This is a genomic window from Catellatospora sp. NPDC049111, from assembly GCF_040648615.1.
Classification (GTDB): Bacteria; Actinomycetota; Actinomycetes; order Mycobacteriales; family Micromonosporaceae; genus Catellatospora; species Catellatospora aurea.
In genome coordinates, this window is sequence record NZ_JBEZEB010000034.1 from 62161 (window position 1) to 87855 (window position 25695).

The 25695-nt window shown below is 72.6% G+C and carries 26 protein-coding genes and 1 pseudogene; 8 read left to right on the forward strand and 19 right to left on the reverse strand.

Features of this window, described 5'->3' with window-relative positions:
* Nucleotides 1–3: 3 nt before the first annotated feature.
* The 10 genes from AB0B66_RS32445 to AB0B66_RS32490 all read right to left on the reverse strand — a co-directional run bounded on the left by AB0B66_RS32445 (nt 4) and on the right by AB0B66_RS32490 (nt 10417).
* Nucleotides 4–417, reverse strand: a complete 414-nt coding sequence (locus tag AB0B66_RS32445) for a hypothetical protein (RefSeq protein ID WP_360537165.1) — start codon at nt 415–417, stop codon at nt 4–6.
* Nucleotides 418–580: 163 nt separating this feature from the next.
* Entirely contained in the window at nt 581–3385 is a 2805-nt protein-coding gene (locus AB0B66_RS32450; RefSeq protein WP_360537166.1) for a DUF5682 family protein, read from the reverse strand.
* Nucleotides 3382–4494, reverse strand: a complete 1113-nt coding sequence (locus AB0B66_RS32455; protein WP_360537168.1) for an AAA family ATPase — start codon at nt 4492–4494, stop codon at nt 3382–3384. The genes AB0B66_RS32450 and AB0B66_RS32455 overlap by 4 nt, the downstream gene beginning before the upstream one ends.
* Nucleotides 4495–4506: 12 nt before the next feature.
* On the reverse strand, nt 4507–5919 hold the full coding sequence (locus tag AB0B66_RS32460; protein ID WP_360537170.1) for a VWA domain-containing protein: 1413 nt from the start codon (nt 5917–5919) through the stop codon (nt 4507–4509).
* Nucleotides 5916–7298, reverse strand: coding sequence for a hypothetical protein (locus tag AB0B66_RS32465; protein ID WP_360537172.1), 1383 nt, complete (start codon nt 7296–7298; stop codon nt 5916–5918). Before AB0B66_RS32465 ends, AB0B66_RS32460 begins: the two co-directional genes overlap by 4 nt.
* Nucleotides 7298–7801 (reverse strand): hypothetical protein, encoded by a 504-nt coding sequence (locus AB0B66_RS32470; protein WP_360537174.1) that lies wholly within the window; start codon nt 7799–7801, stop codon nt 7298–7300. The genes AB0B66_RS32465 and AB0B66_RS32470 overlap by 1 nt, the downstream gene beginning before the upstream one ends.
* A gap of 262 nt (nt 7802–8063) precedes the next feature.
* The gene (locus AB0B66_RS32475) at nt 8064–8453 is read right to left on the reverse strand and encodes a hypothetical protein (RefSeq protein ID WP_360537176.1); all 390 of its coding nucleotides are present in this window, start codon (nt 8451–8453) and stop codon (nt 8064–8066) included.
* A complete protein-coding gene (locus AB0B66_RS32480; RefSeq protein WP_360537178.1) occupies nt 8450–8713 on the reverse strand; it encodes a hypothetical protein in 264 nt (87 codons plus the stop codon). Before AB0B66_RS32480 ends, AB0B66_RS32475 begins: the two co-directional genes overlap by 4 nt.
* Before the next feature lie 26 nt (nt 8714–8739).
* Complete coding sequence (locus tag AB0B66_RS32485; protein WP_360537217.1) at nt 8740–9237, reverse strand: NAD(P)-dependent alcohol dehydrogenase; 498 nt, start codon at nt 9235–9237, stop codon at nt 8740–8742.
* A gap of 55 nt (nt 9238–9292) precedes the next feature.
* Complete coding sequence (locus AB0B66_RS32490; RefSeq protein ID WP_360537180.1) at nt 9293–10417, reverse strand: NAD(P)/FAD-dependent oxidoreductase; 1125 nt, start codon at nt 10415–10417, stop codon at nt 9293–9295.
* A gap of 58 nt (nt 10418–10475) precedes the next feature.
* Here AB0B66_RS32490 and AB0B66_RS32495 point away from each other — a divergent pair, with 58 nt between their 5' ends.
* Entirely contained in the window at nt 10476–11090 is a 615-nt protein-coding gene (locus AB0B66_RS32495) for a TetR family transcriptional regulator (RefSeq protein ID WP_360537182.1), read from the forward strand.
* Between the two features lie 14 nt (nt 11091–11104).
* Here AB0B66_RS32495 and AB0B66_RS32500 read toward each other — a convergent pair whose 3' ends face one another.
* Entirely contained in the window at nt 11105–11530 is a 426-nt protein-coding gene (locus tag AB0B66_RS32500; RefSeq protein ID WP_360537184.1) for a DUF4375 domain-containing protein, read from the reverse strand.
* 189 nt (nt 11531–11719) lie between these two features.
* On the opposite strand from AB0B66_RS32500, the gene AB0B66_RS32505 reads away from it, so the two are divergent.
* From AB0B66_RS32505 to AB0B66_RS32515, 3 genes are all read left to right on the forward strand, one after another.
* Entirely contained in the window at nt 11720–12436 is a 717-nt protein-coding gene (locus tag AB0B66_RS32505) for an alpha/beta hydrolase (RefSeq protein WP_360537186.1), read from the forward strand.
* Nucleotides 12437–12521: 85 nt separating this feature from the next.
* Complete coding sequence (locus AB0B66_RS32510) at nt 12522–13130, forward strand: TMEM175 family protein (protein ID WP_360537188.1); 609 nt, start codon at nt 12522–12524, stop codon at nt 13128–13130.
* A gap of 42 nt (nt 13131–13172) precedes the next feature.
* Entirely contained in the window at nt 13173–14375 is a 1203-nt protein-coding gene (locus AB0B66_RS32515) for a hypothetical protein (protein ID WP_360537190.1), read from the forward strand.
* 42 nt (nt 14376–14417) lie between these two features.
* On the opposite strand, the gene AB0B66_RS32520 is transcribed toward AB0B66_RS32515, so the two are convergent.
* The 3 genes from AB0B66_RS32520 to AB0B66_RS32530 form a co-directional block, all read right to left on the reverse strand.
* The gene (locus AB0B66_RS32520) at nt 14418–15458 is read right to left on the reverse strand and encodes a nucleotidyl transferase AbiEii/AbiGii toxin family protein (protein WP_360537192.1); all 1041 of its coding nucleotides are present in this window, start codon (nt 15456–15458) and stop codon (nt 14418–14420) included.
* 94 nt (nt 15459–15552) lie between these two features.
* A complete protein-coding gene (locus AB0B66_RS32525) occupies nt 15553–15696 on the reverse strand; it encodes a GPGG-motif small membrane protein (protein ID WP_203688747.1) in 144 nt (47 codons plus the stop codon).
* A gap of 148 nt (nt 15697–15844) precedes the next feature.
* A complete protein-coding gene (locus tag AB0B66_RS32530) occupies nt 15845–16372 on the reverse strand; it encodes a hypothetical protein (protein ID WP_360537195.1) in 528 nt (175 codons plus the stop codon).
* A gap of 145 nt (nt 16373–16517) precedes the next feature.
* On the opposite strand from AB0B66_RS32530, the gene AB0B66_RS32535 reads away from it, so the two are divergent.
* Nucleotides 16518–17111 carry a hypothetical protein gene (locus tag AB0B66_RS32535; RefSeq protein ID WP_360537197.1) on the forward strand — a complete coding sequence of 198 codons (594 nt, stop codon included), beginning with the start codon at nt 16518–16520 and terminating at the stop codon, nt 17109–17111.
* 3 nt (nt 17112–17114) lie between these two features.
* On the opposite strand, the gene AB0B66_RS32540 is transcribed toward AB0B66_RS32535, so the two are convergent.
* Nucleotides 17115–17522, reverse strand: a complete 408-nt coding sequence (locus tag AB0B66_RS32540; protein WP_360537199.1) for a low affinity iron permease family protein — start codon at nt 17520–17522, stop codon at nt 17115–17117.
* A gap of 187 nt (nt 17523–17709) precedes the next feature.
* On the opposite strand from AB0B66_RS32540, the gene AB0B66_RS32545 reads away from it, so the two are divergent.
* From AB0B66_RS32545 to AB0B66_RS32555, 3 genes and pseudogenes are all read left to right on the forward strand, one after another.
* Complete coding sequence (locus tag AB0B66_RS32545; RefSeq protein ID WP_360537201.1) at nt 17710–18678, forward strand: helix-turn-helix domain-containing protein; 969 nt, start codon at nt 17710–17712, stop codon at nt 18676–18678.
* Between the two features lie 51 nt (nt 18679–18729).
* Nucleotides 18730–19673 (forward strand): annotated as a pseudogene (gene sigJ, locus AB0B66_RS32550) (RNA polymerase sigma factor SigJ).
* Nucleotides 19674–19764: 91 nt separating this feature from the next.
* Nucleotides 19765–20946, forward strand: coding sequence for an FAD-dependent oxidoreductase (locus AB0B66_RS32555; protein ID WP_360537203.1), 1182 nt, complete (start codon nt 19765–19767; stop codon nt 20944–20946).
* Between the two features lie 78 nt (nt 20947–21024).
* On the opposite strand, the gene AB0B66_RS32560 is transcribed toward AB0B66_RS32555, so the two are convergent.
* The 4 genes from AB0B66_RS32560 to AB0B66_RS32575 form a co-directional block, all read right to left on the reverse strand.
* On the reverse strand, nt 21025–21489 hold the full coding sequence (locus AB0B66_RS32560) for a hypothetical protein (RefSeq protein ID WP_360537205.1): 465 nt from the start codon (nt 21487–21489) through the stop codon (nt 21025–21027).
* 67 nt (nt 21490–21556) lie between these two features.
* The gene (locus AB0B66_RS32565; RefSeq protein ID WP_360537207.1) at nt 21557–22033 is read right to left on the reverse strand and encodes an SRPBCC family protein; all 477 of its coding nucleotides are present in this window, start codon (nt 22031–22033) and stop codon (nt 21557–21559) included.
* Nucleotides 22030–22359, reverse strand: a complete 330-nt coding sequence (locus tag AB0B66_RS32570) for a metalloregulator ArsR/SmtB family transcription factor (RefSeq protein WP_360537209.1) — start codon at nt 22357–22359, stop codon at nt 22030–22032. The genes AB0B66_RS32565 and AB0B66_RS32570 overlap by 4 nt, the downstream gene beginning before the upstream one ends.
* Nucleotides 22360–22444: 85 nt before the next feature.
* The coding region (locus tag AB0B66_RS32575; protein WP_360537211.1) for a S8 family serine peptidase at nt 22445–25695 on the reverse strand (3251 nt) is incomplete at its 5' end.

Below are 25695 nucleotides of genomic sequence, written 5' to 3' on the forward strand. Positions count from 1 at the left end.
GGGTCAGGTCGGCGGCAGCACGTCGCCGAGCGCGGCGAGATCCGCCTCGGGGATGGCCAGCTCCAACGAGCGCTCGCCGACCCGCACGGCCAGGATCCGGCATGACGGGTTGACGTCCCAGCCCTCCCGTACGGAGACCGGACGGGTGCCGTGCACCGTCAGCCCTGCGGGACCGAGCGCGATGCGCCGGGTGTTCATGCCCGGCGGGGTCCACCACCGGCCGTCGGCCGTGATGAGCAGGTCACCGTGCCGCCACTGGGTCTGCCCGGCGCCGGTGTCCCTGATCCCGCACGGCACGCGCACGGGCCGGCCCGCGGCGAGCGCCGCCCGCCGCGCCTCGGCACGCCGAAGCTCGCGCCGCTCGCCCCAACCCAAGCCGATCAGCCCGCCGATCAGCCCTGCCACCAGGTCCAACACCCGCCACCCCCGCCCGTCGGGGGCAGACGATAGCCGACGTCCGTTACCCGAGCGGGGTCGCGGTGCCAGACATTCGCCCAGGTCAGCGTGAGTTCCCAGATCTTGTGGCACCCGGCCGAGGGCCGTGGCGGAGACGGTCCCCGCCACGGCCCGCGGATCTCGGTCAACCGACGCCGATGGCGACGGCCAGCTCGGCGGCCGACAGCGGGTACCTGGCCAGCAGGTCGCCGACCGGGCCGGTGCCGGGCGCCTGCTCCGGGGCCGCCCACGTGCCGTCGCAGCCGAGCAGGGCGGCGAGCGCGTCGGTCGGTTCCGGGTGCGCGGTGAGCAGCACCGCGACCGGCCCGGCCGGGCCACGCGGCGCGGCCACGGCGGCCCCCGGGTCCACGGCCGCCGCCGACCAGGGCGGGGTCCACGCGTCGAGGGTCGGCAGGTCGCCGGGGAAGACCCGGCCCGCCTCGCGGACCAGCAGGCCGACGTGGTCGCCGCCCTCCTTGCGCAGCGTCGTGATCAGCGTCGGCAGCCAGGGCAGCAGCACCGCGTCGGGCAGCCGCCCGAACGCCTGCGAGATCGCCTCGACGACGAACCCGGCCAGCGCCGGAACGGGCTCCAGCGCCTGCACGAAACCGCTCAGATACTGCGGGTACGCGGGCAGCACCAGCGGGTTGTCCAGCAGCGCGACGCAGCGTTCGCGCAGCTCGGCCCGGGACAGCAGGCCGAGCTGGTGCTGGGCCGCCCACAGCAGCGCGGTCTTGCCCGGCGTCGTCGGGTGCGACTGCGCCACGGCGAGTTCAAGCTGGGCCCGGTCGCAGCCCAGCGACAGCGCCAGACTCTCCATGCTGAACAGGAAGCCCAGCATCGCGGCGACCTGCTTCGTGCCGGTCTCCTCCTCGACGAAGGCGTTCGGCAGCAGGGTGCAGTAGTGCGCGTACCCGGCCTTGACGAACGCTTCCAGCCAGGCGGGCAGCACCGGCTCGGTGGCGCGGTAGTGGGCCAGCAGGCGGCGGGCCCGGCGCAGCACGTCCGGGGCGTCGTCGACGGTGCGTTCGGCGGCCAGCAGCTCGACCGCCCGCGCGCCGAGTTCGTCGGCGAAGCGGCGGCTGCGCAGGTACAGCGTGGCGTCCTCGACCGCGCCGAGCGCGACCGCGGCCGTGGCCCGCGGACCCCACACGCAGCGGCGCAGGCGCTGTTCGAGGACCTGCTCGACGGTGATGCCCTCGTAGCCGAGTTCGATCAGCTCGCGGGAGTGGGTGCCCAACGCCAGGTCCCAGGACTCCTGGATGGCCCGGTGGCCGAGCCGCCGCTCGCCCATGATCGGGCGGGCCGCGCCCTGCGGCAGCAGGTGCCGCAGGATCCACAGCAGGTCGGAGCACTTGCCCAGCACCGGATCACCCGCGATGTCGAGCAGGGCCCGCTGCACGCCGCGCTGCTCCAGCTTCAGGCCGAGCGGCGCGAGCCGGTCGTGCACGTCGCGGGCCAGCGGCGGCAGCGAGTCGTAGCCGACCTGGCCGATCCGGTCGCCGCCGAGCATGATCTCGCAGAGCCGCCGCACGTCACGGCGGCCGGGCACGGACTCCTTCTCGATGCAGGTGACGGCCGCGTCCTGGAAGTCGTACGGCGTGGGCCGGGCGCGGCCGCGCATCCCGGCGAGCAGGATCGAGGTCTCGAACACGGCGATGGCGTCGGCGGTGCTGGACAGGTAGCCGTTGCGGCGGGCCAGCCGGACGATCTCGACGGACCAGCCGAGCAGCTCGTCCTCGTCGAGCGTGTCGAGCACCGGGGGCCGGGCGAGGAACCCGGACAGCCGGTCGGTGACCTGCTGCGACTGCGGCGAGACCACCGGGGCCGGCTTGGCCTTCTTCTTCGCGGCGCGGCCGCCCTGCTGGCCCTCCAGCCGGTACGGCTCCACGCCGGTGCGGGTCAGCGACTTCGCGAAGACCGCCGCGGCGATCGACACCGAGCCCGAGGCCAGCCCGAACTGGGCCTCGATCGACGAGTGGCTCGACGGGATCAAGCCGTAGTGCCACTTGGTGGCGGTCCGGGGGCTGATCTCGTAGCTGTCCGCGCCGTGCAGGCCGAACTCGTCGACGTGACTGGCGGCGTGGAACGCCCCGCAGACGTAGAGCGTGTCGGCGGCGTCGACGCCGGACGTGGCCAGGTGCTGACGCATCCGGGTCCACATGTAGCGCTCGCGTTCCTCGTCGGAGGTGACCCGGTCGCGCGCGCCGGGCGCGAGCCGCCGGAACAGGCTGCCGATCAGGACCATGACCTGCCGGTACGTGTCGTAGTCGGCGTCACCGAGGGGCTGCTCGACGTACTGGTCCCACCACTCCGACCAGTGCCGCACCTTGCCGTGGTGCAACAGGTGCTCCTCCAGCTCGGCGAAGCGCGGTCGCAGGTCGCCGATCTCGACGCCGACGGCGTCACCGTGCAGATCGGCGTCCTCGGCCGGTTCCGCCCCGGCTTCGGGCGCGGGCTCGGCCGCCTTGTCCTTGCGCGGCTGCCACTGGAACACGTGGTCGGTGGACCGGTCCACCAGCACCAGCTCGACCCCGGGCGTGTCCAGGGCGTACGCGATGGCCTGGTATTCGGCCGACGCCTCGGTGATCGGCGCGACCACCGACAGCGGCGCCCAGTCCTGCGGGAAGCCGTCGAGTTCGGACGCGAACGCCTGCACCGCCACCGGCAGCTTGCAGTTGCGCAGCTCGGTGAGCAGCGGCGTCATGTCCTCGCACAGCTCCAGGTAGATGACCTTGGGCTGCTTCTCGCGCAGCCGTTTGGCCATCGCCATCGCGGACGCGGGCGAGTGGTGGCACACCGGAAAGATCTCCAGCGGTTCGGCGAGCGCCCGATCGACGTCGTCCACGATGCCGGACAGGATCCCGGCCAGCGCGTCCGGCCCGTCGGCGAGCGCCGCCGCCGCGTCGAGCAGCTGCGAGCGCAGCGCCCCGAAGGTGGGTTCCGTCACGACAGTGTCTTGATCGCTTCGCGGCCGCCGTCGAGGAACTCGGTCCACGACCCGCCCTCGGCCTTGCTGCGCGGCTCGACGACGCCGTGCCAGTACTTGTTCAGGATCGCCAGGTCCTCCGGGGCCCGCCGGGCCAGCGAGCCGACCAGCGAACTGGCCAGGGTCTGCGCGCGCAGGGACCGGTCGCCGAAGAAGTTGCTGTGCAGGATCGCGTCCTCCAGCACGCCGATCTGCTCGGCGGTGGACAGCGCCGATTCGAGCTTCTCGTCGTCGCTGCCCGCCGACGCGGCCGCGGCGCGCAGGTCGGCGAAGCTCTGCAGCAGGATGTCCAGCAGCGTCGGCGGCACGTCCAGCTCGATCCGGTGCCGGCGCAGCAGTTCGACGGTGCGGAAGCGTACGATCTCGGCTTCGCTCTTCTTGTTGGTCACCACCGGGATGCGCACGAAGTTGAACCGGCGCTTCAGGGCCGAGGACAGGTCGTTGACGCCCCGGTCGCGGCTGTTCGCGGTCGCGATGATCGAGAAGCCGGGCTTGGCGAACACGATGTTGTCGTCGTCCAGCTCGGGAATGGACACGTACTTCTCGGACAGGATCGAGATCAGTGCGTCCTGGACGTCGCTGGTGGAGCGGGTCAGCTCCTCGAAGCGGCCGATGACGCCCTGCTCCATCGCCGTCATGATCGGCGACGGGATCATCGAGGCCCGGGACTGGCCGTTGGCGATGACCGCCGACACGTTCCAGGAGTACTTGATGTGGTCCTCGGTGGTGCCGGCGGTGCCTTGCACGACCAGGGTCGAGTTGCGGCTGATCGCGGCGGCCAGCAGTTCGGCCAGCCAGCTCTTGCCGGTGCCCGGGTCGCCGATGAGCAGCAGGCCCCGGTCGGAGGCGAGGGTGACGATGGCGCGTTCGACGAAGCTGCGGTCGCCGAACCACTTCTGGGCGACCTCTCGGTCCAGGCCGTCGGCGCGCTCGCTGCCCAGGATGAACAGCCGCACCATCTTCGGGCTCAGCCGCCAGGAGAACGGCTTCGGTCCGTCGTCGATCGACTCCAGCCAGTCCAGCTCCTCGGCGTACTTGGTCTCGGCGGGGGCGCGCAGCATCTCGGTCATGGGTCGGATCTCCTAAGCCAGGAAGTTCTTGAGTTCGAAGACGAGCTTGCGGATGTGGCCGGACACGACCGGCGTGCCGAGGTCCTTGAAACGCTGGCGGAACCACGGGTTGACGATGTTCTGCCCGGAGCTGGTCACCGAGCCGACGGGGATGAACCGCACCCCGGAGCGCTGCACGGCGACGATGCTGTCGTACAGCGGCTGGGAGCGGTCGAACTCGTAGAAGTCCGAGATCCACACCATCGCCGTGTTGGCCGGTTCGGCGATCTTCGGGCGGGCCATCGCCATCGCGATCGGCCCGTCGTTGCCGCCACCGAGGTTGGTGCGCAGCAGCACCTCGAACGGGTCGTGCACCCACGGCGTCAGATCGATGGCCCTGGTGTCGTACGCGATGAGGTGCACGTCCACCTTCGGCAGCCCGGCGAAGATCGAGGCGAGGATGGTGCAGTTCACCATCGAGTCGACCATCGAACCGGACTGGTCCACCACCACGATCAGCCGCGACGGGGTGGTCTTGGCGGCGGTGTGCCGGTAGAACAGCCGGTCGACGTACAGCTTCTGGTCGTCCGGGCTCCAGTTGGTCAGGTTCTTCCAGATGGTGCGGTCGAGGTCGAGGTTGCGGAACACCCGCTTCGGCGGCACACTCCGGTCGATCTTGCCGACCGCGGTGCGCTCCACCTGGGTGCGCAGCACCGCCGCGACCTCCTCGACGAACCGCCGGATCAGCGCCTTCGCGTTGGCCAGCGCCACCCCGGACAGGTTCGACTTGTCGCGCAGCAGCTGCTCGATCAGCGACATGCTCGGGGTGAGCTGCGCGGCCAGCTTCGGATCGGCCAGCACCTCGCGCAGCTTCATCCGGCTCACCAGGTCGCCTTCCAGCTCGCCGAGCGTGCCGCCCATGCCCTGCCCGCTGCCGCCGCCCATGCCTCCGCCGCCCTGGCGGCGCAGGCTGCCCGGCTCCTCGCCCAGCGCCTTCTCCAGCCACCCGGCATCGGACTGCCAGCGCGCCAGCTGCGTCGCCGACACCGAGCCCGACCCGGTGTCGAACACGTTGAGCAGCAACTTCGCCGCGAGCGCGGCCCGGCGCACCTCGGCGGCCGTGTCCCGCCCGGCCTCGACCGGCGACACGGCGGCCTCATCGGCGGTCGACGCGGCCTCTCCGGCCGCCACAGCCTCGTTGGGAGCCGCGGCACCCAGCTTCTCGGGCGTCATCAGGCCGTCGAACTCCGCGGCCAGGTCGGGGAAACGTTGCACGATGTTGTCGATCGACACCGACGGGTCGAGCAGCGCGGCGGGCAGGCCGATGTCCTCGGTCACGGCCAGGCTGGCCGCTTCCAGGGTGCCCTGCTCCTCGCGGCTGAACAGCCGGGCGATGAGCCGCCAGTAGATCACCTGGCGGCGGTTGACGTCCGCGTCCACGGTCATTTGCGCAGCAACCTTCCGGCCCGCTCACGCAGCACCTTGACCGCGTCTGCGGCGGCCGCCTCGGCCTTGGCTCCGGCGGCGTCGGCGGCACCGCCCGCCCACGCGCCCCCGTGCACGGCGACCGGCTTGCGCTTGACCTGCGCCTCGACCGCCAAGGGCTGGATCGTCCAGTGCCCGTCCCAGCGCAGCAGCCCGATGCACGCGGTCGACGCGGCGACCAGCGCGGGCGTCAGCGGGCCGGCACCGTGCATACGCTCGATGTCCACCTCGACGGTCAGGCCCGGCAGGGTGAGCGTGACGCCGTCGTCGTGCGCGGCCGCCGTGTACCCCTCCAGCAGCACCGGCTCGGCGATCCGGACCGGATGCCGCTCCAGCGGCGGAACCGGCGCGGCGCTCGCAGCCGCGAGCTGCACCCGTGCGGTGGCGAACGGCTCGGCGGGCGCTCCCGCCTTCGCGTTCCCGTCGGACCAGATCAGGTCGCCGCCCGCGGTGACCGGCATGTCCGTCAGGTCCATGGCGCGCTGCTCGGTGACCGCCGCCAGCAGCGCGCTGTGGCCGCGAAGCAACTGCCACACGCCCGACCCGACCAGTGTGTCCACCTTCGGGGTGGAGACGCTCGCGCGGACCAGGCGTGGCCCGTCAGCGGTCTCCAGCACCGCGTGCACCTGCGCCTGCACCGCGGTCGGGTGCTCGTGCAGGTCGATCCCGAGCGGCAGCAGCCGCCCCGACACCGTGCCCGGCTCGGGCGCGGCGAGCGCGCCCGGCTGGGCCAGCAGCACCGCGCGGGCCCACAGGTCGGCCCAGCGGCGCACCGGCACCCGCGGCATCGTCGCGCCCGGCGCGCACGCCCGCAGCTCCCCGGCGAACCCGTCGAGCAGCGCACCGAGCCGGCGCAGGCGTGGTTCGGCGAGCAGCGCCTGCACCGCCTGGTCGGCGTGCGACACGAGGTCGTGGTCGATGCCGCGCCAGCCCGCGATGGCCAGATCGGACAGCCAGGACCGGGCCGCCGCGAGCAGGTTGTCGGCTCCCGCCATGCTGCCCGGTCCGGGTGCGGGCCAGGCCTCGCGGTTGCGTCCGGCCGCCTCGTCGAGCCGGGCCAGCAGCGCGTCGTGGGACGCGCCGAGCAGCGCCGAGCGCGCCGCCACCAGTGCCGCCAGGTGCTCGTCGGAGATCGAACCGGCGATGGTCTTCTCCACCGCCTCGGCGACGCGTCCGGCCAGCGGGGTCCCCGCCACCGCGGCGGCGAGCGCGTGCAGCGCCGCGATCTGCTCCACGCCCGGCCGCAGCAGCCCGCCCACCAGCGCGCCGTCGAACCCGGCCACCACCTCGTACGCCTCGGACACCCCGTCGACCGGGGCCGCCAGCAGGTCGAACCGCATCAGCGCACCGCCCCGCCGGCCGGGAACCAGTGCAGCTCGGGCAGCGGCTCGGTGGTGGCAGCCAGCTCCAGGTAGGCCAGGTGCCGCAGGAAGCGGCTGAACACCGGCGCGCCCGCCGACGGCTCGTGCCACGGGTCGACCGCCGCCAGCACCGCCGCGCCCGTCGTGGCGTCCTCGGCGACGTCGGCGCGCACGTAGCGGGCGACGCGTTCGACGCCGTACTGCAGCACGGCCTCGTCGGCCAGGGCACGCAGGTGGTTGCAGCCGCCACGGCGGATGCCGCCGCACGGGCGGTTGTTGTTGGTGCTGCAGTGGAACGAGTGGTTCGCGGCCGTCAGCGAGGACACGTACACCCGCTCGATGTCCGAGCCGCTGGACACCACTCCCTGCAGCCGGCCGTCGGCCAGCTCCACGAACGGCACCTTGGCGAGTTTGCGCGGCCGCGCGGGCGCGACCACGCGCGCGGCGCTGCGCTCCTCCCACGGTTTCCGGGCAGCATTCACCCTGCCTGCACCTCCTTGAACGGTGGTTCCACCGGCCAAGGTCGGCTTCGGCGGCGCGGTGAAATTACCGTCGCCGCCCGACAGTTTCCACTCGGCTGCCGGACTTCTACGTGAACGTCAAAGACTTCACCGCCACCAACGCCGTCTACGAGTGGTTCATGCCGCACCCGCCGCCGGCCCGCTCAGCCCCGGCCAATGTCCGCCTGCCGCAATCTGCTCATCTCCATCGAGGCGATCGCCGCCCTCGCCGGCTGAGCGAAGGCTACGACAGTTCGAGCACGTCGTACGGGTCGAGCACATCGGCGTAGCGGTCGGGGTGGAACGTGGCGAGCGTGGCGCCCAGGTCCTGGACGGCGGCGACCGCGTGGGCCGGGCCGTGGCCGAGGGAACGGGCCGAGGCGGCGACGGCGGGCACGAGGTCGGTGTGCATCGGCAGCACCTGCACCGGGCTGTCCGCGCGTCCGATCAGGTCGGTGAGCAGGCTCTGCTCTTCCTTGCCGAGGTCGGGCCACAGGTCGACGAGCGCGAGCACCGGTATCCCGGCCAGGTCGCCGTCTTCGGCGACGGTCTGCAGCAGCTCGCCCACCGACACGCTGTCCAGCCGGGCGTAGGCGCGCAGCGCGGAGGCGTCCAGCACGACGGTGATGTTCACGCGGCCTGCCGGCGGCCGGCCCGCTCGCGGCGCACCCGGTGCAGCCGGTCGCGCATCGCCGCCACGCCCGCGTCGGTGATCGCCTGCTCGCCGGTGTAGCCGTGCTCGGCGAGCATCGCCTTGATCCGGTCGAGGCGGCGGTCCTTCTCGATCAGGCTCGCCAGGTACGCCGAGGTGTTCCCGTTGCCCTTGGCGCGGGCGTACTCGGCCAGGTCCACGGGAAGGCTGATCGAGGTGCGGTCGACCTGTTCTCGGTTCATACGATTACTGTACTCCGTAATACTGATCAACCGACGGTGATGACGACGTTGCCGGTCTTGTGGCCGGTGTCGACGTAGCGGTGCGCCTCAGCGATCCGCTCCAGCGGGTAGGTCCGGTCGACGACGATGCGCAGCCGGTCCCGCTCGATGAGGTCGCGCAGGTAGACCAGCAGGTCGGCCTTGTTCACCGACATGCCGCCGACGACGCGGCGGCCCCCGGTCAGCGCGGTCAGCCAGACCAGCGGGACGTTGTGCAGCCCGGTCGTCGGCACATAGCAGCCCTTCGGGGTGAGCGAGCCCCGGCAGGCGCGGAAGGAGCTGCCCGCGATCGTGTCGAAGACGACGTCGTAGCGCTCGCCGTTCGCGGTGAAGTCGTCCTTCGTGTAGTCGATGACGTGGTCGGCGCCGAGCTCGGCGACCAGGGCGGTGTTGCGGGTGCCGCAGACGGCGGTGACGTGCGCGCCGAGGTGCTTGGCGAGCTGCACCGCGTACGTGCCGACGCTGCCGGACGCGCCGACGATCAGGCCCGCTGCCGGACCACCCGCATCGGCACTAACCCTGAACCTGCCCCTTAAGCCGTCAGACGGTCTCGTCGTTGAGGACGCTGCTGATGCCGCGCAGCTGTGCGGCGTACGCCCTGCCGATGAGGGTCGGCGGCATCAACCTGGTCAGCGCGCGTACCAGCGGGGGCAGTGGCTTGTTGGTCTGCTCGCTCGCGGCGCGCCGGGAGACCTTGCGCACCCGGCGGGCGCGCAGCGCCTCGTAACGCCGCAGCGCGCCGGGCAGGTCGGCGGTGTCGCCCCGCAGCGCGCGGCTGAGCAGCCAGGCGTCTTCGAGGGCCTGGTTGGCGCCCTGCGCCTGGGTGGGCGGGAAGGCGTGCGCGGCGTCGCCGAGCAGCGTCGCCCCGCCGCGTCCCCACTGGTCGGGGATGCGATGGGTGACGTGCCGGAACGACTCCAGGTCCTGGTCCCGGATCTGCCGCAGCAGCCCCTGCACGAGCGGGCCGTATCCGGCGAAGCGCGCGGCCAGCTCGGCGGCGGGCGAGTCGCCCAGCGGCCGGTGCACGTCGAACCACCACATGAGCAGCCCGTCGCCGGACGGCAGCAGCCCGACGAGGCCGGCGTCGCCGACGACGCAGACGCCGGTGGTGCCGCCGACCAGCTCCGGCAGCGCGGGTGTCAGGCCCTGCCAGGTGGTCCACTCGTTCTCGGCGGCCGGTGCGGGGTCGAGGACCGCGCGGCGTACGGCGGAGCGGTGCCCGTCCGCGCCCACCACGACGTCGGCCTCGTGGCGGCCGCCGGTGGCGTCGATCGCCACCACGCCACGGGGGTGGACCTCGACGTCGACGATCTCGCGCGAGAACTCCACCGGCACACCCTGCGCGAGATGCCTGACCAGGCGGTCGCGGGGCACCGACGTCACGGCGAAGCCGATCCGGCGGGCCGGCACCGTCAGGTCGGCGGTGACCATGGTCCGGCCGTCGGCGGTGTCGAACCGCAGCCAGTCGAGCCGCCCACCGAACCCGGCCAGCGGCGCGCCGAGCCCGGCGAGCGCGGCCGCCCCGTTGCTGAAGATCGTGACGGCCGCTCCGCCGGTGCGCAGCTCAGGGGCTTGCTCGAACACGCGGACCTCGTGCCCGGCCCCGGCGAGTCCCCGAGCGAGGGCCAGCCCGCCGACGCCGCCTCCCGCGATCAGCACCTTCACCGCGACACTCCCATTCACTACGTACGTTGTACAACGGATGGTGCCATACAATGCTCAGGTGCCGCCACCCAACGAACAGCGCCGGGCGCAGCTCACCGACGCGGCGATCGACCTGCTCGTGGAATCGGGTGTGCACGGCGTCACCCACCGGGCCGTCGACCGGCGCGCCGGACTGCCCGCCGGGACGGCGTCGAACTACTTCCGCAGCCGCGAGGCCCTACTCGTGGCGACGGCCGGGCGCGTCGTCGAGCGTCACCAGGCCGACATGGCCGACGCCGCACGAGCCGAGCCCGTCCCCGCCTCTAACGACGGCGTACAGCGGGCGACCGACCTCATCGCCGGTTCGCTGCTGCTGGCGGCAGGCCCTCACCGGGCCCGGTACCTGGCGATCTTCGAGCTGCGCCTGGAAAGCCTGCGGCGGCCCGCCTTGGCAGCGGCGCTCGACGAGCTGATGGCGGCGATGGCGTCCTTCACCGGCGGCCACCACGCCGACCTCGGCCTGGACATCCCGCCGGCCGCGATCCCACCGATGCTCGTGATGTACGGCGGAGCGCTGTTCGCACTGGTCACCGGACCGGTTGAGGCAGTGACGCGCGAGGTGGCACACCCGCTCGCGGTCGCGATCGTGGAAGGCGGGCTCGCCGCGGCCCGAAACGGCGAATCGGGCCGCTGACCGAAACGAGCGGCTCAGGCCGCCAGACCGTGCGTCTGGGCGTACGCATGGCAGCGCGCCATGTAGTCCTCGGTGAGGTCGAACATCGCGTCGCCGAGCTGTTCCAGGCGTACGACGGCTTCGGCGGACAACCCTTCGACAAGATCGTCCTTAACCTCATCGGTCATGGTCGCCGGATCGAGCCCCACGGTCGCGAACACCTGCGCCACCAGCTCACCGACCTGCGTGGCGCCGACCGCGGCGAGCGCCGTGGCCGTCTCACGCAACCGGTCAGCCGACGACATGTCCAGCCATCCGAGGAAACCGTTCGGCGCGACGGTGATGTCGATCCAGGCCAGGTCGCTCAGCACGCGTTCCGGGGCCGACAGCTCCACGCCGTGCGCCGCTTTCACCTCGACGGCGTGGGCGAGGTCGAGGACCACCGTCTGCGCGTCACCCATGCTGGTCCTCCCGGGTCGATGCGGCCCGCCGGTCGGCGGGCGATGGAGGTTACCCGACGGAGGGAAAGCTCCGACCGCAGCCGCGACCAGACACTGAGAGTGTGATGGCCTTCACCAGCTGTCACATACTCCGCGGCTGCCCTGTCTTAGCTGTTTGAGCAGGGCAAACCTTACGAAACGGAGAACACCATGACCGACCAGAAGCCGACCGTCGTCCTCGTGCACGGCGCCTTCGCCGAATCCGCGAGCTGGTCCGGGGTCGTGCAGCGGTTGCAGGAAAGGTCGATCGACGTCGTGGCGGTCGGCAATCCGCTGCGCAGCGTGCAGGGCGACGCCGCCTACATACGCGACGTGATCGCCGCGATCAGCGGACCCGTGGTGCTCGTCGGCCACTCGTACGGCGGCATAGTCATCACCGAGGCCGCGGCCGGCAGCGACAAGGTCGCCGGCCTGGTCTACGTCTGCGCGTTCGCGCCCGACCACGGCGAGTCCGCGATCGAGCTGTCGGGCCGCTTCCCCGGCAGCACCCTGGGCCAGGCGCTGACCGCCTACCCGGTCTCGACCGGCGGCAACGAGCTCGCCATCCGGCGGGACGTGTTCCACCAGCAGTTCGCCGCCGACGTGCCGACCGAGCGGGCCGCCGTGATGTACGCGACCCAGCGCCCGGTCACCGAGCTCGCCCTGACCACGGGGCTGCCCGCGGCCGCACCGGCGTGGGCGTCGATCCCGTCGTGGTTCGTCATCGGCGACGCCGACCTGTGCATCCCCGCGGAGCTGCAGCGGTTCCTGGCGAACCGCGCCGGTGCCAAGAGCGTCCGCGAGGTGCCGGGCGCGTCCCACGCGATCAGCGTCTCCCGGCCCGACGCCGTAGCCGCGTCGATCATCGAGGCCGTCGAGGCGGCCTGATCAGAGCCGGGGGTGGGGTCCTGGTTGTCTCCTCGGACCTCACCCCCATCCACGGGCGACGCGACGGAGAAGGGGCGGCAGTGCGGTGAAGACCAGTCGGGTAGAGGCGTTCAGTGACGGCGTGCTCGCCATCGTCATCACGATCATGGTGCTGGAACTGCGGGTGCCGGAAGGCCACGAGCTGTCGGACCTGCTCGGCATGACGGGCACCGGGTTGCTGACCTATCTGCTCAGTTTCGTCTACATCGGCATCTACTGGAACAGCCACCACCACATGTTCCACCTCGTGGAGCGGGTCAGCGGCGGGGTGCTGTGGGCGAACCTGGCGCTGCTGTTCTGCCTGTCGCTGTTCCCGTTCACGACGGCCTGGGTCGACGAGTCGGGCTTCGCCCGCACGCCGGTCGTCCTCTACGGGGTGAACCTGCTCGCCTCGGCGCTGGCCTACGTCGTGCTGCAGAACGTGATCATCCGGCACCAGGGGCCGGACTCGGCGCTGCGGCAGGCCGTCGGCCGCGACCGCAAGGGCAAGGCGTCGCTCGTGCTCGACGTCGCCGGCATCCTCAGCGCGCTGCTCATCCCCGGTCAGGCCGGGGTATGGCTCGCGCTGGGCTGCTTCGTCGCCGTCGTGGTCATGTGGGTCGTGCCCGACCCTCGCATCGACCGGATCGCCCGCGGGCCCGCCGAACCTGCCTGACCGGGCCCACACGGCCGACGGGCATCCACTACGTTGGCCGCCATGGGATTGCTGGGAAGGTTCTTCGGATCGCCCCGGGACAGGTTCGCGGCCGAGGCGCTCCGGATCGCCCGGCAGGCCCCCGGGGTCCGGCAGGTCAACTACGACGCGGGCAAGTTCGCGATCGCCGCCTGGCGTGACGGCGCCACCGCCCCGGTGTGGATCTACCTGTCGAACGTCTTCGCGGAGAGCGAGGGTGCCGGGGCGGCCGCCCGCCGGGACCGGATCACGCAGCTCGTGCGCATCATCATGACCCCGCACGACGACGAGACCTGGCACGAGGTGCGCCACCGGCTGCGGCCGGTGCTGCGGGCGGAGACCTTCGGGCAGGGCGGGCCGATGGGCATGGTCCCGCCGCTGTCCCGCGCCGCCCTGCCGCACCTGCGGGAACTGGTGGTCGTCGACCGCCCAGAGTCCATGGCGTACGTGACCCCGGCCCGGCTCGACGAGTGGGAGGTCACCGCCGACGAGGTCTTCGCCGCCGCCCGCGAGAACCTGCAGCGCCTGGCCGAACGCTCGCTGAGCCGCGACTGGCCCGACGCCGGCGCGCTGATCCGCATGGTCGACACCGGCGACGCCTACTTCACCTCACTGCTGCTGGCCCCTGGCTGGCTGGCCGGGATCAGCCACGCGATGGACGCGCAGGTGGTCGCGTTCGTGCCCGACGTCAACACGGTCCTGCTGTGCCCGGTCGGCGAAGGCGGCATGCCCGGCCTGTTCTCCCTGGTGGAGAGCGAGTTCAATGAGGCGACGCGCGGGGTGTCGCCGGTCGGTTACGTCGCCGACGAGCGCGGCCGCGTCGCGCCGTACGCCCCGCCACCGGGCCACCCGGACCACGTGCCCGCCCAGCGCGCCCAGGTCGTGCTCGCCCACACCGAGTACGGCGCGCAGACCCGCTGGCTGTCGACGCAGTACGCCGAGCACGGCATCGACGTGTTCGTGGCGTCACTCATCGCCGCGGCCCGCCCCGACGAGCCGGCGATCACCGTCACCACCTGGACCGACGGCATCACCACCCTGCTGCCGGAGGCGGATTTCGTCTCCTTCGTCCGCGACGGCGAGAGCTGGGGCCGGGTGCCGTGGCGCGACGTGGCCCGGCTCGTCGAGCTGACCCCCGAGCCGCTGCTCGCACCGACCCGCTACCGGGTCGGCGACTGGCCCGCGCCGGAGGTCATGGCACAGCTGCGCGCCCACGCGGTCGACTGAGCCGCCGGGACCCGCGGCGAAACCCGGCCCTCGGGCGCACCGTCACGGACCGAGGACCGTCGGCAGGGCGGCAACCAGCCGTTCGAGCCAGGGTCCGGCCGACTGTCCGCCGAGGTCGCCGGGCCAGTCGATGCGCCAGGACCGCACCCGGTCCGGGTGGTAGGCGTCCGGATCGGACACCCGTCGCGACAGCTCGCGCCGCAGACGGCCGGTCAGGCGCGCACCGGCGCGTTCGGCGAGCAGCACCGCGTCGTACAGGTCCTTGCCCGCGGACGTGCCGTCGGCCGCCTGGTCATGGTGCAGCCAGTGCAGCTTCCAGGCCAGCGACAGCTCCGGGCCCGCCGTCCACACCGCGGTCGGCGGGCCGCCCGCGGACCGGGGGATCGCGGTGAGCACCGGCGGTTCCGGCAGGCGCTCGTCGTAGGAGAAGTCGAGCTGCAGCAGCCCGTGCACCGTCTCGTCGACCCGCCAAGGCAGCAGCAGACGTGTGCCGCCCGCCCCGTCCTCCTCGCCGTCGTACGCGTACGTCCAGCCGTGGTCGATCTCGGCCCGGTCGGCGTCGAACCGTACGCCGCCTTCGGCCTGCGGCTGCCGGTGCACCAGTTCCAGGACGTCCTCGTGCGGACGGTCCAGTTCCATCCGGTCCAACGGCGGCATCCAGCGCAGGCCTTCGGGCGGCAGCACCGCACGGATCCCGCCGGTGTCGAAGTCGTCCGAGTCCCACATCTCGTCACCGGCCGCGCCGTGAGCAGCCTCCGGCCAGGTACGCACCCGGTCGAGCTTGTCCACGTACGGAAAGGGGAAGGCGGGGTCCACCGGCACCCAGGCCACGGGGCGTACGACCCAGTCCAGGTCGCCCGGTTCGCGCGCCCGCTCCCCCGCCCAGGCCAGCATGGTCATGCTGCCGCGCAGCACCAGCCGGTCCCCGCAGGGCGCGGCGGCGACGAGGGCTAGCACATGATCGAGCGCTGCCCGGTGAGCAGCCCGGCGGCGCTCGCACGCAGGTGACGGCGTGCTCTCGGACCGACCCGCGAAACCCATGCCGACCGCCCCCGCCGAGACACCACCCTTCGTGGCGCGCACCGGCGCAGAGGTTAGGCGCGGGGTCCGACAACGGTCCACGACCGCTCGCATCGGACGAACGGGATGAACAGTCCGATGCGAGCGAAACGGCAGATCAGGTGAAGATGCTGACTCCACCCGGGCCCACCAGCAGGCCGACGACGATCAGCACGATCCCCCAGAGGATCTCCCTGCGCAGCAGGGCGAAGATACCCGCGATCACCAGCACGACCGCGAGGATCCACAGCAGCGTGGCCATCATTTCCTCCCTTGTGACCGGCCGGCCCTGGTCGGGCAGGAATCCCGGTGGCGCTCCGATGCGGTCTGCGACGGCCGACCGGACGCACTACATTCCGGGTACCCAAGGTGGAAACATGGCAAACCGGCCACGCCCGCCGGTGCCGGGGTCAGCCGACCTCGACCGGGTCCAGGCGCAGGCGCTCGATCAGGTGCGCCCGGTGCATGTTCGCCACGGCGGCGACCAGGTCCGGGTGCCGCAGCAGGGCCGCGGCGCGGGCGTCGTCGGCGTCGGGCGCGGTGAGGCGGCCGAAGTCACGGTCGACGACCTGGGCGTGCTCGCAGTCGGCGGTCGCGGCCACCGCGTCGGCAGCCAGCCGCGGGTCCGACAGCAGGCAGGCCGCCCAGCTCGCGACGACCTCGTCGACCCACCCGCGCCAGATCCGGTCGGCGGCGGAGGGCTCCTCGTGCTCGTCGGCGCGCATGACGCGGTCCAGCCCGCCGGAGCCGCCCGGCCCGAGCATCGCCAGCAGCCCGGCGTCCAGCTCCGTGGGGTAGCGCAGCCACGCCGCGACCGTGGCCGCCTGCCGGGCCTGCGCCAGCACGCGGGCAGCCTGCGCCGGCCCGCCGTCGGACGGGTAGGCCCGGGTCAGCCAGTGGGTGGTGGCGGCGATCACGGGGGCCAGGCCTGCGGTCACGTCTACCTCATTCGGGGTGCGCGGGGCCGCGCCGATGCGGCCTGCCCCGCCGGGGCAGCGAGGATCAGCAATGTTAGCCACGACCAGGGCCGAGAGCAATCCATGATCTTGATTGGGTACGCTCAGCGGGCCACCGGGATGTGACATGTCCGATACGCCGGGGTACAACTTCGGGGTGAGCCGCGATCCCGCCGCCGACCTGCTGGCCATCGCCGTGGAGCTGGAAAGCGCCGGCGAGGCCGGTTACCGCATCCGGGCGTTCCGCCGGGCCGCGCAGACCGTCGCCGCCACCGACCCCGCCGACCTGGCCGGCCGCGCCGCCCAGGGCACCCTGGCCAAGCTGCCCGGCCTGGGCGAGGTCACCGCCCGCTGCGTGGCGGAGTCACTGGCCGGGGAGCAACCGGTCTACCTGCGGCGGCTGCTGGCCACCGCCGACCGGCCGCTCGACGAGGCCACCGAGGAGCTGCACCGTGCGCTGCGGGACGACTGCCACAGCCACTCCGACTGGTCCGACGGCGCGGAGCCGATCGAGGCGATGGCCGCCGCGCGGCTGCTGCGGCTCGCCGTCGAGGCGGGCTGCCTGTTCGCCATCGACTCCGACGCCCACTACAGCGTCCAGCTGGACTGGCTGCGCTTCGGCTGCGAGCGCGCCGCCCGGTGCGGTGTGCCGGTGGACCGGGTGGTCAACACCTGGCCACTGGACCGGCTGCTGGCCTGGACCCGCCGCGACCGTTCCTGACCGTCAGCGGGTTCCCTCGCGGTGCTCCAGGCCGACGGCGTCGCGCAGCTCGACCATGTCCTGGATCAGTTGCTCCTTGTCCTCGCCCTGCGCCTCCATCAGGTCGGCCAGCCCGTCGGCGATCGCGTTGAGCTTGTGCTGCACCGCCTCGTTGGCCCGGGTCTGGCTGTTCTGCAGCAGCGCCACCATGAGGAACGTGACGATGGTGGTGGCCGTGTTGATGATCAACTGCCAGGTGTCGACCGTGCCGATGAACACGATCGACGGCGCCCAGACCAGGATGAGCAGCACGCACAGCGCGAAGAACCACGCCTTCGACGCGAAGTTGCTGGCCGCCTCCGCGAAGTGATCGAACATCGACATGTCCTTGCCGGACACCGATGAGGGCATGTCTTCCTTGCGCCCGGTCATGGCCGGCCTCCCGTCGTCAACCGCACATCCCGGTATTGCCCGCCCGCGCCGCTTTCCATGCCTGCGCGGCCGCCCGGTCCCGCGACTGCCGCGAAGTCCGGATCGAGTACGGGGAACCGCGGGCCGCTCGCGACGGTCAGTACCGGGGAGCACTGGCAAGATCCGCACATCGGAGGTAACACGCACCATGCCCGACGAGCCGGAGATGCTGCCCGCGCTGGAGGAGCACGCGTACCGCCTGCTGGTGAAACTGGACCGGGCCCGGCCCGATGACCTCGCCGCGATCACGACGCTGTCGCACGCCGAGGCCGCCCGGGTGCTGCAGGCGCTGCAGGCACGGGGCCTGGCCGCGGTCCAGCCCGGCGAGCAGGCGGTGTTCCGCCCGCTGCCGCCCGACGTCGCCCTCGGCAACCACCTGCTGCGCCGGTACGAAGCGCTGGAGCGGGCCCGGCAACTGGTCGCCGACCTGAACGACGAGTACCGCGCGGGCGTGCGCCGCCTGGAGGCCGACCACCTCGTCGAGGTGGTCGTCGGCGGCGCGGCGCTGCGGGAGCGGCTGCGCCAGCTGCAGGACGGCGCCCGCCAGGAGATGCTCTGGTTCTGCCGGTCCAACCCCGTCGCGCTGCCCAGCGGCGAGAACACCGCGGAACTGGACGCCCTGCGCCGCGGCGTGCGCTACCAGGTGATCTACGACCGCGAGTTTCTGCAGTCGCCCGGTGTGCTCGACAACGCGCAGGCCGCGATGCGCCTCGGGCAGCAGGCCCGCACCCTGCCCAGCCTGCCGATCCGGATCGCCATCGCCGACCGGGCCATCGCGATCTGCCCGCTGGTCCGCGAGACCGGCGGCGGCGAACCCACCGCCGCCGTGATCGGCCAGAGCGAGCTGCTGACCGCCGTCGTCGCGCTGTTCGACGCGTACTGGGCCATGGCCACCCCGATCCACCCCTCCGGCGAGGCGGCCGCCGACGGCCCCGACGACTCCGACCTGTACGTGCTGTCCCTGATGATCGGCGGCCTGCCCGACAAGGCCATCGCCTCCCAGCTCGGGGTCAGCCGCCGCACCGTCCAACGCCGACTCGACCGGCTGATGGGCCTCGCCGGCGTGGACACCCGCCCCGGCCTGGCGTTCCACGCGGCCCGCCACGGCTGGCTCTGACCCGCGGCCGCGACGCGGAATCGATCACCGGCGGCTGGTTAGTATCGGGCCATGCCGCTGACCGCGCTGGACGTCGACCGGTTCGAAGCCGCCAGGCCGCGCCTGGAGGCCGTCGCCTACCGCCTGCTCGGCTCGTCCGCGGAGGCCGAGGACGCCGTGCAGGAGACGTACCTGCGCTGGCAGGCCACCGACGTCGAGCGCATCGAGGTCCCCGAGGCCTGGCTGACCAAGGTCCTCACCAACCTGTGCCTCAACCAGCTCACCTCCGCGCGGGCGCGCCGCGAGACGTACGTGGGCCAGTGGCTGCCCGAGCCGCTGCTCGCCGGCGACCCGATGCTCGGCCCGGCCGACACCGCCGAGCAGCGCGAATCGGTCTCCTACGCCGTCCTCACCCTGATGGAGCGCCTGTCCCCCAACGAGCGCGCCGTGTACGTGCTGCGCGAGGCGTTCGACTACCCGCACCGGGAGATCGCCGAGATCCTCGACCTCAGCGAGGCCGCCAGCCAGCAGATCTTCCACCGCGCGAAGAAGCACGTCGCCGACGGCAAGGCCCGCACCGAGATCGACGAGGCCGCCGCCCGGCGCATCGTCGAGGAGTTCCTGGCCGCCGCACCAGCGGCCGCACGGAGCCGCTGGTGCGGCTGCTCACCGCCGACGCCATCGCGATCGGCGACGGCGGTGGCAAGGTCCCGGCCCGCGCCAGGGCGTTCGAGGGCGCGGTCGCGGTCGCGAAGTTCCTGTGGGGCCTGTTCCGGCCCGCCGAGGCCAAGCGCGCCATCATCGGCGGCTCGCCGGAGATCTACGCGACGACCGCCAACGGCGACCCCGCCGCGGTGGCCGTCGTGGACGGCCGGGTCGTCGGCATCATGTGCCTGGAGGTCACCGCCGAGGGCATCGCCGCGTCCCGCAACCAGGTCAACCCCGACAAGCTCGCCCGCGCGACCGCGCGCTGGGCCGCCACCGAGCACGGGAAACCTTTGTTCACCGCGTTCTGATCCCCCTGTGACCTGCTTCACAGCTGTTCCTGTCAGGAAACGGCGGGCTGCCCGGTTCAAGAGGCGAACCCGCGAAGACAGGAGCAAGGACATGAAGCACCGCATCGTCGTCCTCGGAGCCGGATACACCGGAGCCACCGCCGCCGGCCGTCTCGCCAAGCGGCTGCACCACGAGGACGTCGCCATCACGCTGGTCAACGCCGATCCCGACTTCGTCGAACGGGTACGCATGCACCAGCTGGCCGCCGGCCAGGACCTCACGCCCCGGCCGCTGCGCGAGATGTTCGCGGGCACCGGCGTCGAGCTGCGGCTCACGAAGGTCACCGGCGTCGACGTCGAGCGCAAGACCGTCGCCGTCGCGGACGGCGCCGAACTCGCCTACGACACCCTCGTCTACGCCCTCGGCAGCGGCTGGAACACCCAGGGCGTGCCCGGGACGGCCGAGCACGCGTACGAGATCGCGAGCCGCCCCGGCGCGCTGCGGCTGCGCGAGCGCCTGGCTCGCCTCGACGCCGGGCAGGCCGTGGTCGTGGTCGGCGGCGGCCTCACCGGCCTGGAGGCCGCGACCGAGATCGCCGAGACCCGCCCCGACCTCAAGGTTGCCCTGGCCGCCCGTGGCGGCCTCGGCGACTGGCTCTCGCCCAAGGGCCGCGAGCACCTGCGCAAGGTCGCCGGCAAGCTCGGCATCACCGTGTACGAGGACGCCGCCGTCACCCGCGTCGACGCCGACCGGGTCGCCCTCGCCGACGGCCGGACCGTCCCGGCCGCGGTCACCGTGTGGACCACCGGTTTCGCGGTCCACCCGATCGCGCAGGCGACGACCCTGGAGGTCACCGGCACCGGTCAGATCGTGGTCGACGGCACCATGCGCTCGGTCTCGCACCCGGACGTGTACGCGGTCGGCGACGCCGCGATGGCGATCGGTGCCGGGGACAAGCCGCTGCGCATGTCGTGCGCGTCGGGAACCCCGATGGCGTGGCAGGCCGCCGACGCGATCGCGGCCCGCCTGACCGGCGGCAAGCTGCCGACCGCGCACCTGCGCTACTTCAACCAGTGCATCTCGCTGGGCCGCAGGGAGGGCCTGATCCAGTACGTCACCGCGGACGACGTCGCCAAGCCGGCTGTCCTGACCGGACGGCTCGCGGCCGCGTACAAGGAGGTCATCTGCAAAGGCGCGGCCTGGGGCGTGGCCAACCCGACGCTGGCAATGCCGACCCGGCGCCGCCGCGCCGCGCGGGACACGGTCGCCACGGCCGTCAACGCGCTCGCGTAGCGCACGAAAGCGGCACGGGCGCCTCGTGACGAAGGCGCCCGTGCCGCGGGCTGGTCGCTCGGCGGGCGTGCGGCGCGGTCACCTACCGCTGTCCGGCATCGTGCGGATCGTGGTGCCCGGTGCGACATCCCTGGTGAGGCCGTACCAGTAGAAGGTGAACAGGTCGTGTTCGCGGCCGTGGTCGAGCCGCTTGGCGACCTTGTTGTGCGGGAAGCCGCGCAGGCCGTTCGGCATCTCGACCACGGCCGCCCTCTCGTTCGCGTCGTAGGCCCAGCGGCCGCCGCCGTGGCGCACCATCAGCTCGCCGACGTACGCGCCCATCCCCATGATCATGCTGTGGCGGTACGCGGCCGGCGGATCCGTCGCCAGGAAGGCGTCGCAGAGGTCGTCCAGCCGCGACGCCTCGGTCGAGTCCCACCCGAGCGCCTGGCCTTCTTCCGCGGAGCCTTTGACGAAGGCCTCCGCCAACTCGCGCATGACCTTGGCGGTCTCCGCGTCGCTCGGGTCGGCGCGCCTGCGGAATCGGTCCAGGAGCCAACGCATGTACTTCCGCCTTCCAGCCAAGGGGGCGCAGCGTATCAAGCGGGGAATCGGTGCCGGCGCGGCGGAGCTACCGCTGCTCGGCCGCCTTGGCGAAGACGTCCAGGACGCCGCGCCAGCCGCCGCCGCCGACGAGCCCGTCGCGCATCGCCTGACCCGCCACGAGCCGGTCGAAGTGACGGTGCTCCAGTTCGACGACCGTCTGCTCGGGTCCCTCGGCGGTGAACCGGACCTCGATCTCGCTGGCGTGGGCGGGCTCGGGGTCGTACTCCCACCTGCCGTTGATCTGCCAGGTGAGGACCAGGCGGTGCGGGGGCTCCCAGGCGAGCACCGTGCCCCAGTCGCATTCGCTGCCGTCGACTCCCCGCTCGTACCAGCGTCCCCCGACGCGGGGTTCGACGACGGCCTCGGCCAGGTCGGCCTGTCCGATGTGGTACTGCGCCGGCCACCAGCTGCCGAACGATCGGGTGAACAGGTCGAATGCCCGCTCGGCGGGCAGGCCGACGGTGACCCTGCCGTGCAGCGGCGGGAGCGTGGGTGCGGTCATGGCTTCTCCTCTTCGGGTGCGGTGTCGTTGTCCGCGGCCTTCTGGAAAGCCGTGAGCGCGTCCTGCCAGACGCGGTCCAGGTAGGCGCGCAGTGCGATCACTCCGTCGGGATTGAGCTGGTAGACCCGGCGCGTGCCGGCGGCGCGGCTGACGACCAGGCCGCCGTCCTTGAGCACGCGCAGGTGCTGGGACACCGCGGGCCGGCTGATCGGCAGGCGGTCGGCCAGTTCGCCCACCGAGCACGGTTGCCGGGCGAGCAGCTCGAAGATCGCGCGCCGGGTCGGATCCCCGAGAAGTCCCAGGCCCGGATCTCCGTAAGTGTCCACGAACGGTAAGCCTAGACTTACATAGACGTTGGCGCAATGCGTGAAGGGGCGCCCTCCCGGCCGGAGGGCGCCCCTTCACGGCGCGCTAGCGCAGGTCGTACGCGTGCACGACGGTCTGGGTGACCGTGTTGCCCGCACCGTCGGTGGCCCGGGTGCGCAGCGAGACACTGCCCGAACCGGCCGGGATGTGCGCGGTGTACGCGTCACCGCGCCCCGTCACCCGCACCGCCCGCCAGGTCCGGCCCTCGTCGAACGACACCTGCACGACCAGCGTGGTGTGCCGCGGCGTGGGCAGACCGGCCTGGTGGCGCAATCCGATCCCGACGGTGTGCGCCCGTCCGGCGACCGAGCCGTTCAGGTCGGCGGGCACCCGGTAGTCGACCTGCAGCAGCGGCAGCGCCCGCGCCTGGTCGGCCGTCCCGGACCGGAACTCCCACACCGTGTCGGTACGGGTCGCCCGCACCCACTCCGGCGTGGTCCGCGCGGTCGTCAACTGCAGCCGGTACCCGGCCGCCCCGGCGGGCACCTCCACGTCGGCCATGGCACTGGCCATCTCCGCGACCAGCGTCCCGTCGCGCCACAGCTTGGCCGCGACCTCGTCGCCCTCGCGGAACCCGGCGTGCCCGGCGGCGTCGACGAACTCCGGCACCCGCAGCGACAGCACGTCACCGAGCCGGGTGGAGAGCAGCCCGGTCGCCGCGGCGGGCCGGACCACCGGCCCGAACCAGGTCTCCCGCGTCTTGCCGGGCCGGTAGCTGCGCGGCTGGTCGGTGATGCCGCCGGCCAGCGGACCCCAACCGCCCCACGGGTACTCCTGGTGCACCCGGTGCTGCCACACCGAGTCGCCCGCCGACACCCACTCCTCGCGGGTGGACGGCGTGGCCACGAAACGGGTGGTGTCGTTCCAGGAGTAGTCCTGCCACGGACGCCAGCCGAAACGCTGCTCACGGGCCCACGGCTCGCCGCCGTTGTGCGCGTATGAGGTGTCGATCCGCATCGAGTTCGCGGCGGTCACCTTGTGCACGATGCGCTGCGGGACGCGGCCCCGCTCGACGTGGAAGACGTCGTACAGGTATGGGCTCACCGGCGTGAGGACCAGCTCGATCGTCGCAGTGGACCGGGCGGTGCGGGCGAGCAGCTTCTGCCCGTCGTCGTACGCGACGACCATTGCCGGGATCGGCTCCCGCTCACCCTGCGGCTCCCACACCGTCCACGCCGACCAGTCGGCGGGGCGGACGATGATGATCGCCGCCGCGCCCGCCGCGGCCGCCGCCGCGATCTGCTCCTGCTCGGTGCGGTCGGACGCCGTCTCGACGAGCGCTACCGCGTCGCGCACGTGCGCCGCCGCGAGCTGCTGTGCCGTGCCGGTGCCGGCGCGGACCAGCTTGAGCCGCTTCGGGCCGTCGTAGCCGGGCGACAGGTGCAGCAGGTTGATGTCGAGCGGACCCTTCACCCCGTCGATCTGGGCTGCCACGATCGGCGCGACCAGCTGCCAGCGGGACGAGAACTCGTACTCACCCGCGCTCACCGGCTTCGTCGGGGTCACGTTGACCTGCTGCACGGTGCTGAAGTGCATGACGCCGTGGCTGATGGTGCGGCCGTTGCCGTGCACCCGGTGCACGTAGTAGCTGAGGATCGCCTGCTGCTCGGACGGCTTGGGCGTCTCGATCCGGATCGGGGTGCCCTTGCGCGCGTCGAGCAGCACGGTCATGTCCCCGGTGACCTTCAGTTCCGGGTCGGTGACCAGGGTGACCTGCTCGTCGAGCGGCGCACCGTGCTCGATGAGCCCCTGCAGCAGGTAGGTGCCCTCCTCGACCTCGACGGTGCCGTCGTTGCCGACGAGCCAGGTGAGGGTGTCGGAGCGGCTGTCCTCGCCGTGCAGCATGACGACCGGCGCGGAGCCGGGGTTGCCGGCCGGGTCGAGCGCCCGCAGGGTGACTTTGTGCCGCGGGCCGGCCAGGGTGAGGCCGACGGCCGTGCGCAGGGCGATCCCGCCGGGGCCGGTCGCCGTGATGACGCCGCTGTGCCGGCCCCTGTCCAGTTTGGCCTGGTCGAGGGTCGCGGTGACGTCGGCGGTGCCACCGGCGGGCACGGTGACCTGCCCGGTGGTGGTCAGGGCGTCGGTCTCGGCGACGGCCCGGTCGACGTTGCGCAGGTCCACGGTCAGGTCGAGGGTGACGGGCACACTGCCGGTGTTGGTGAACGTCAGCACACGGGTCGCCGCCTGCGCGGCCGGGGCGGTGGTGAGCAGGCCGAAGTCGGCGGTGGCGGTGCCGTACACGGTCTGCGCGACGGCCCGGGTCAGGTCGACCCGGCCCGCGCCCTGCTGGTACACCGTCAGCGACGCGTTGGCGCGGGCGGTGCTGACCAGAGCGTTCTTGAGCTGCCCGGCCTTCCAGCCCGGGTGCGCCTGGGCCAGCAGCGCGGCCGCTCCCGCCACGTGCGGGGTGGCCATCGACGTGCCCGACGCGGTGGTGTAGTTCGCATCGACGACGGTGCCCATCGACGTCCCGGCGGCACGGGCCGCGACGATGCCGACACCGGGCGCGGTGATCTCGGGCTTGAGGCCCTCGTCGCCGAGGCGCGGGCCGCGGCTGGAGAAATCGGCCAGATTCTCGTCCCGGTCGACTGCCCCGACGGTCAGCGCGGACGCGGCCGCGCCGGGCGAGCCGACAGCATAGTCGGAGCCGTCGTTGCCCGCCGCGATGACGAACAGGGTTCCATTGGCGGCGGTCAGCCGGTCCACGGCCAGGCTCATCGGGTCCTGGCCGTCGGTGGCCGAGCCGCCCAGGCTCATGCTGACGACCTCGGCACCCTGCTCGACGGCCCACTCCATGCCCGCGACGATCCACGACTCGTAGCCGGAGCCGCCGTCGTTGAGCACCTTGCCCACCAGCAGATTCGCGCCCGGTGCGACGCCCTTGCGGGTGCCGCCCGAGGCCGCGCCGGTGCCGCCGACGGTCGCGGCGACGTGCGTGCCGTGCCCGTGCCGGTCGACGACGTCGGGGCTGTCGGTGAAGTTGCGGGCCTGCCCGATACGTCCGGCCAGGTCGGGGTGGTTGGCGTCGACGCCGGTGTCCAGGATCGCCACGTCGACGCCCTTGCCGTCGAACCCGGCGGCCCAGGCGTCGGGCGCGCCGATCTGCGCGACACTGCGGTCCAGGGCGGCCTGCACGCGGCCGTCGAGCCAGATCCGCTCGATGCCGCCACCGAGGCGGCCGCCCTGCGCCGCACCGGACCGCGCGCTGCCCGTGTCGGCGTCGCCGTTGAAGCAGATGCCGTTGGCGATGTCGATCTGCGGGTCGCCGGTGCCGTCAGGCCCGGCGATGACGATGC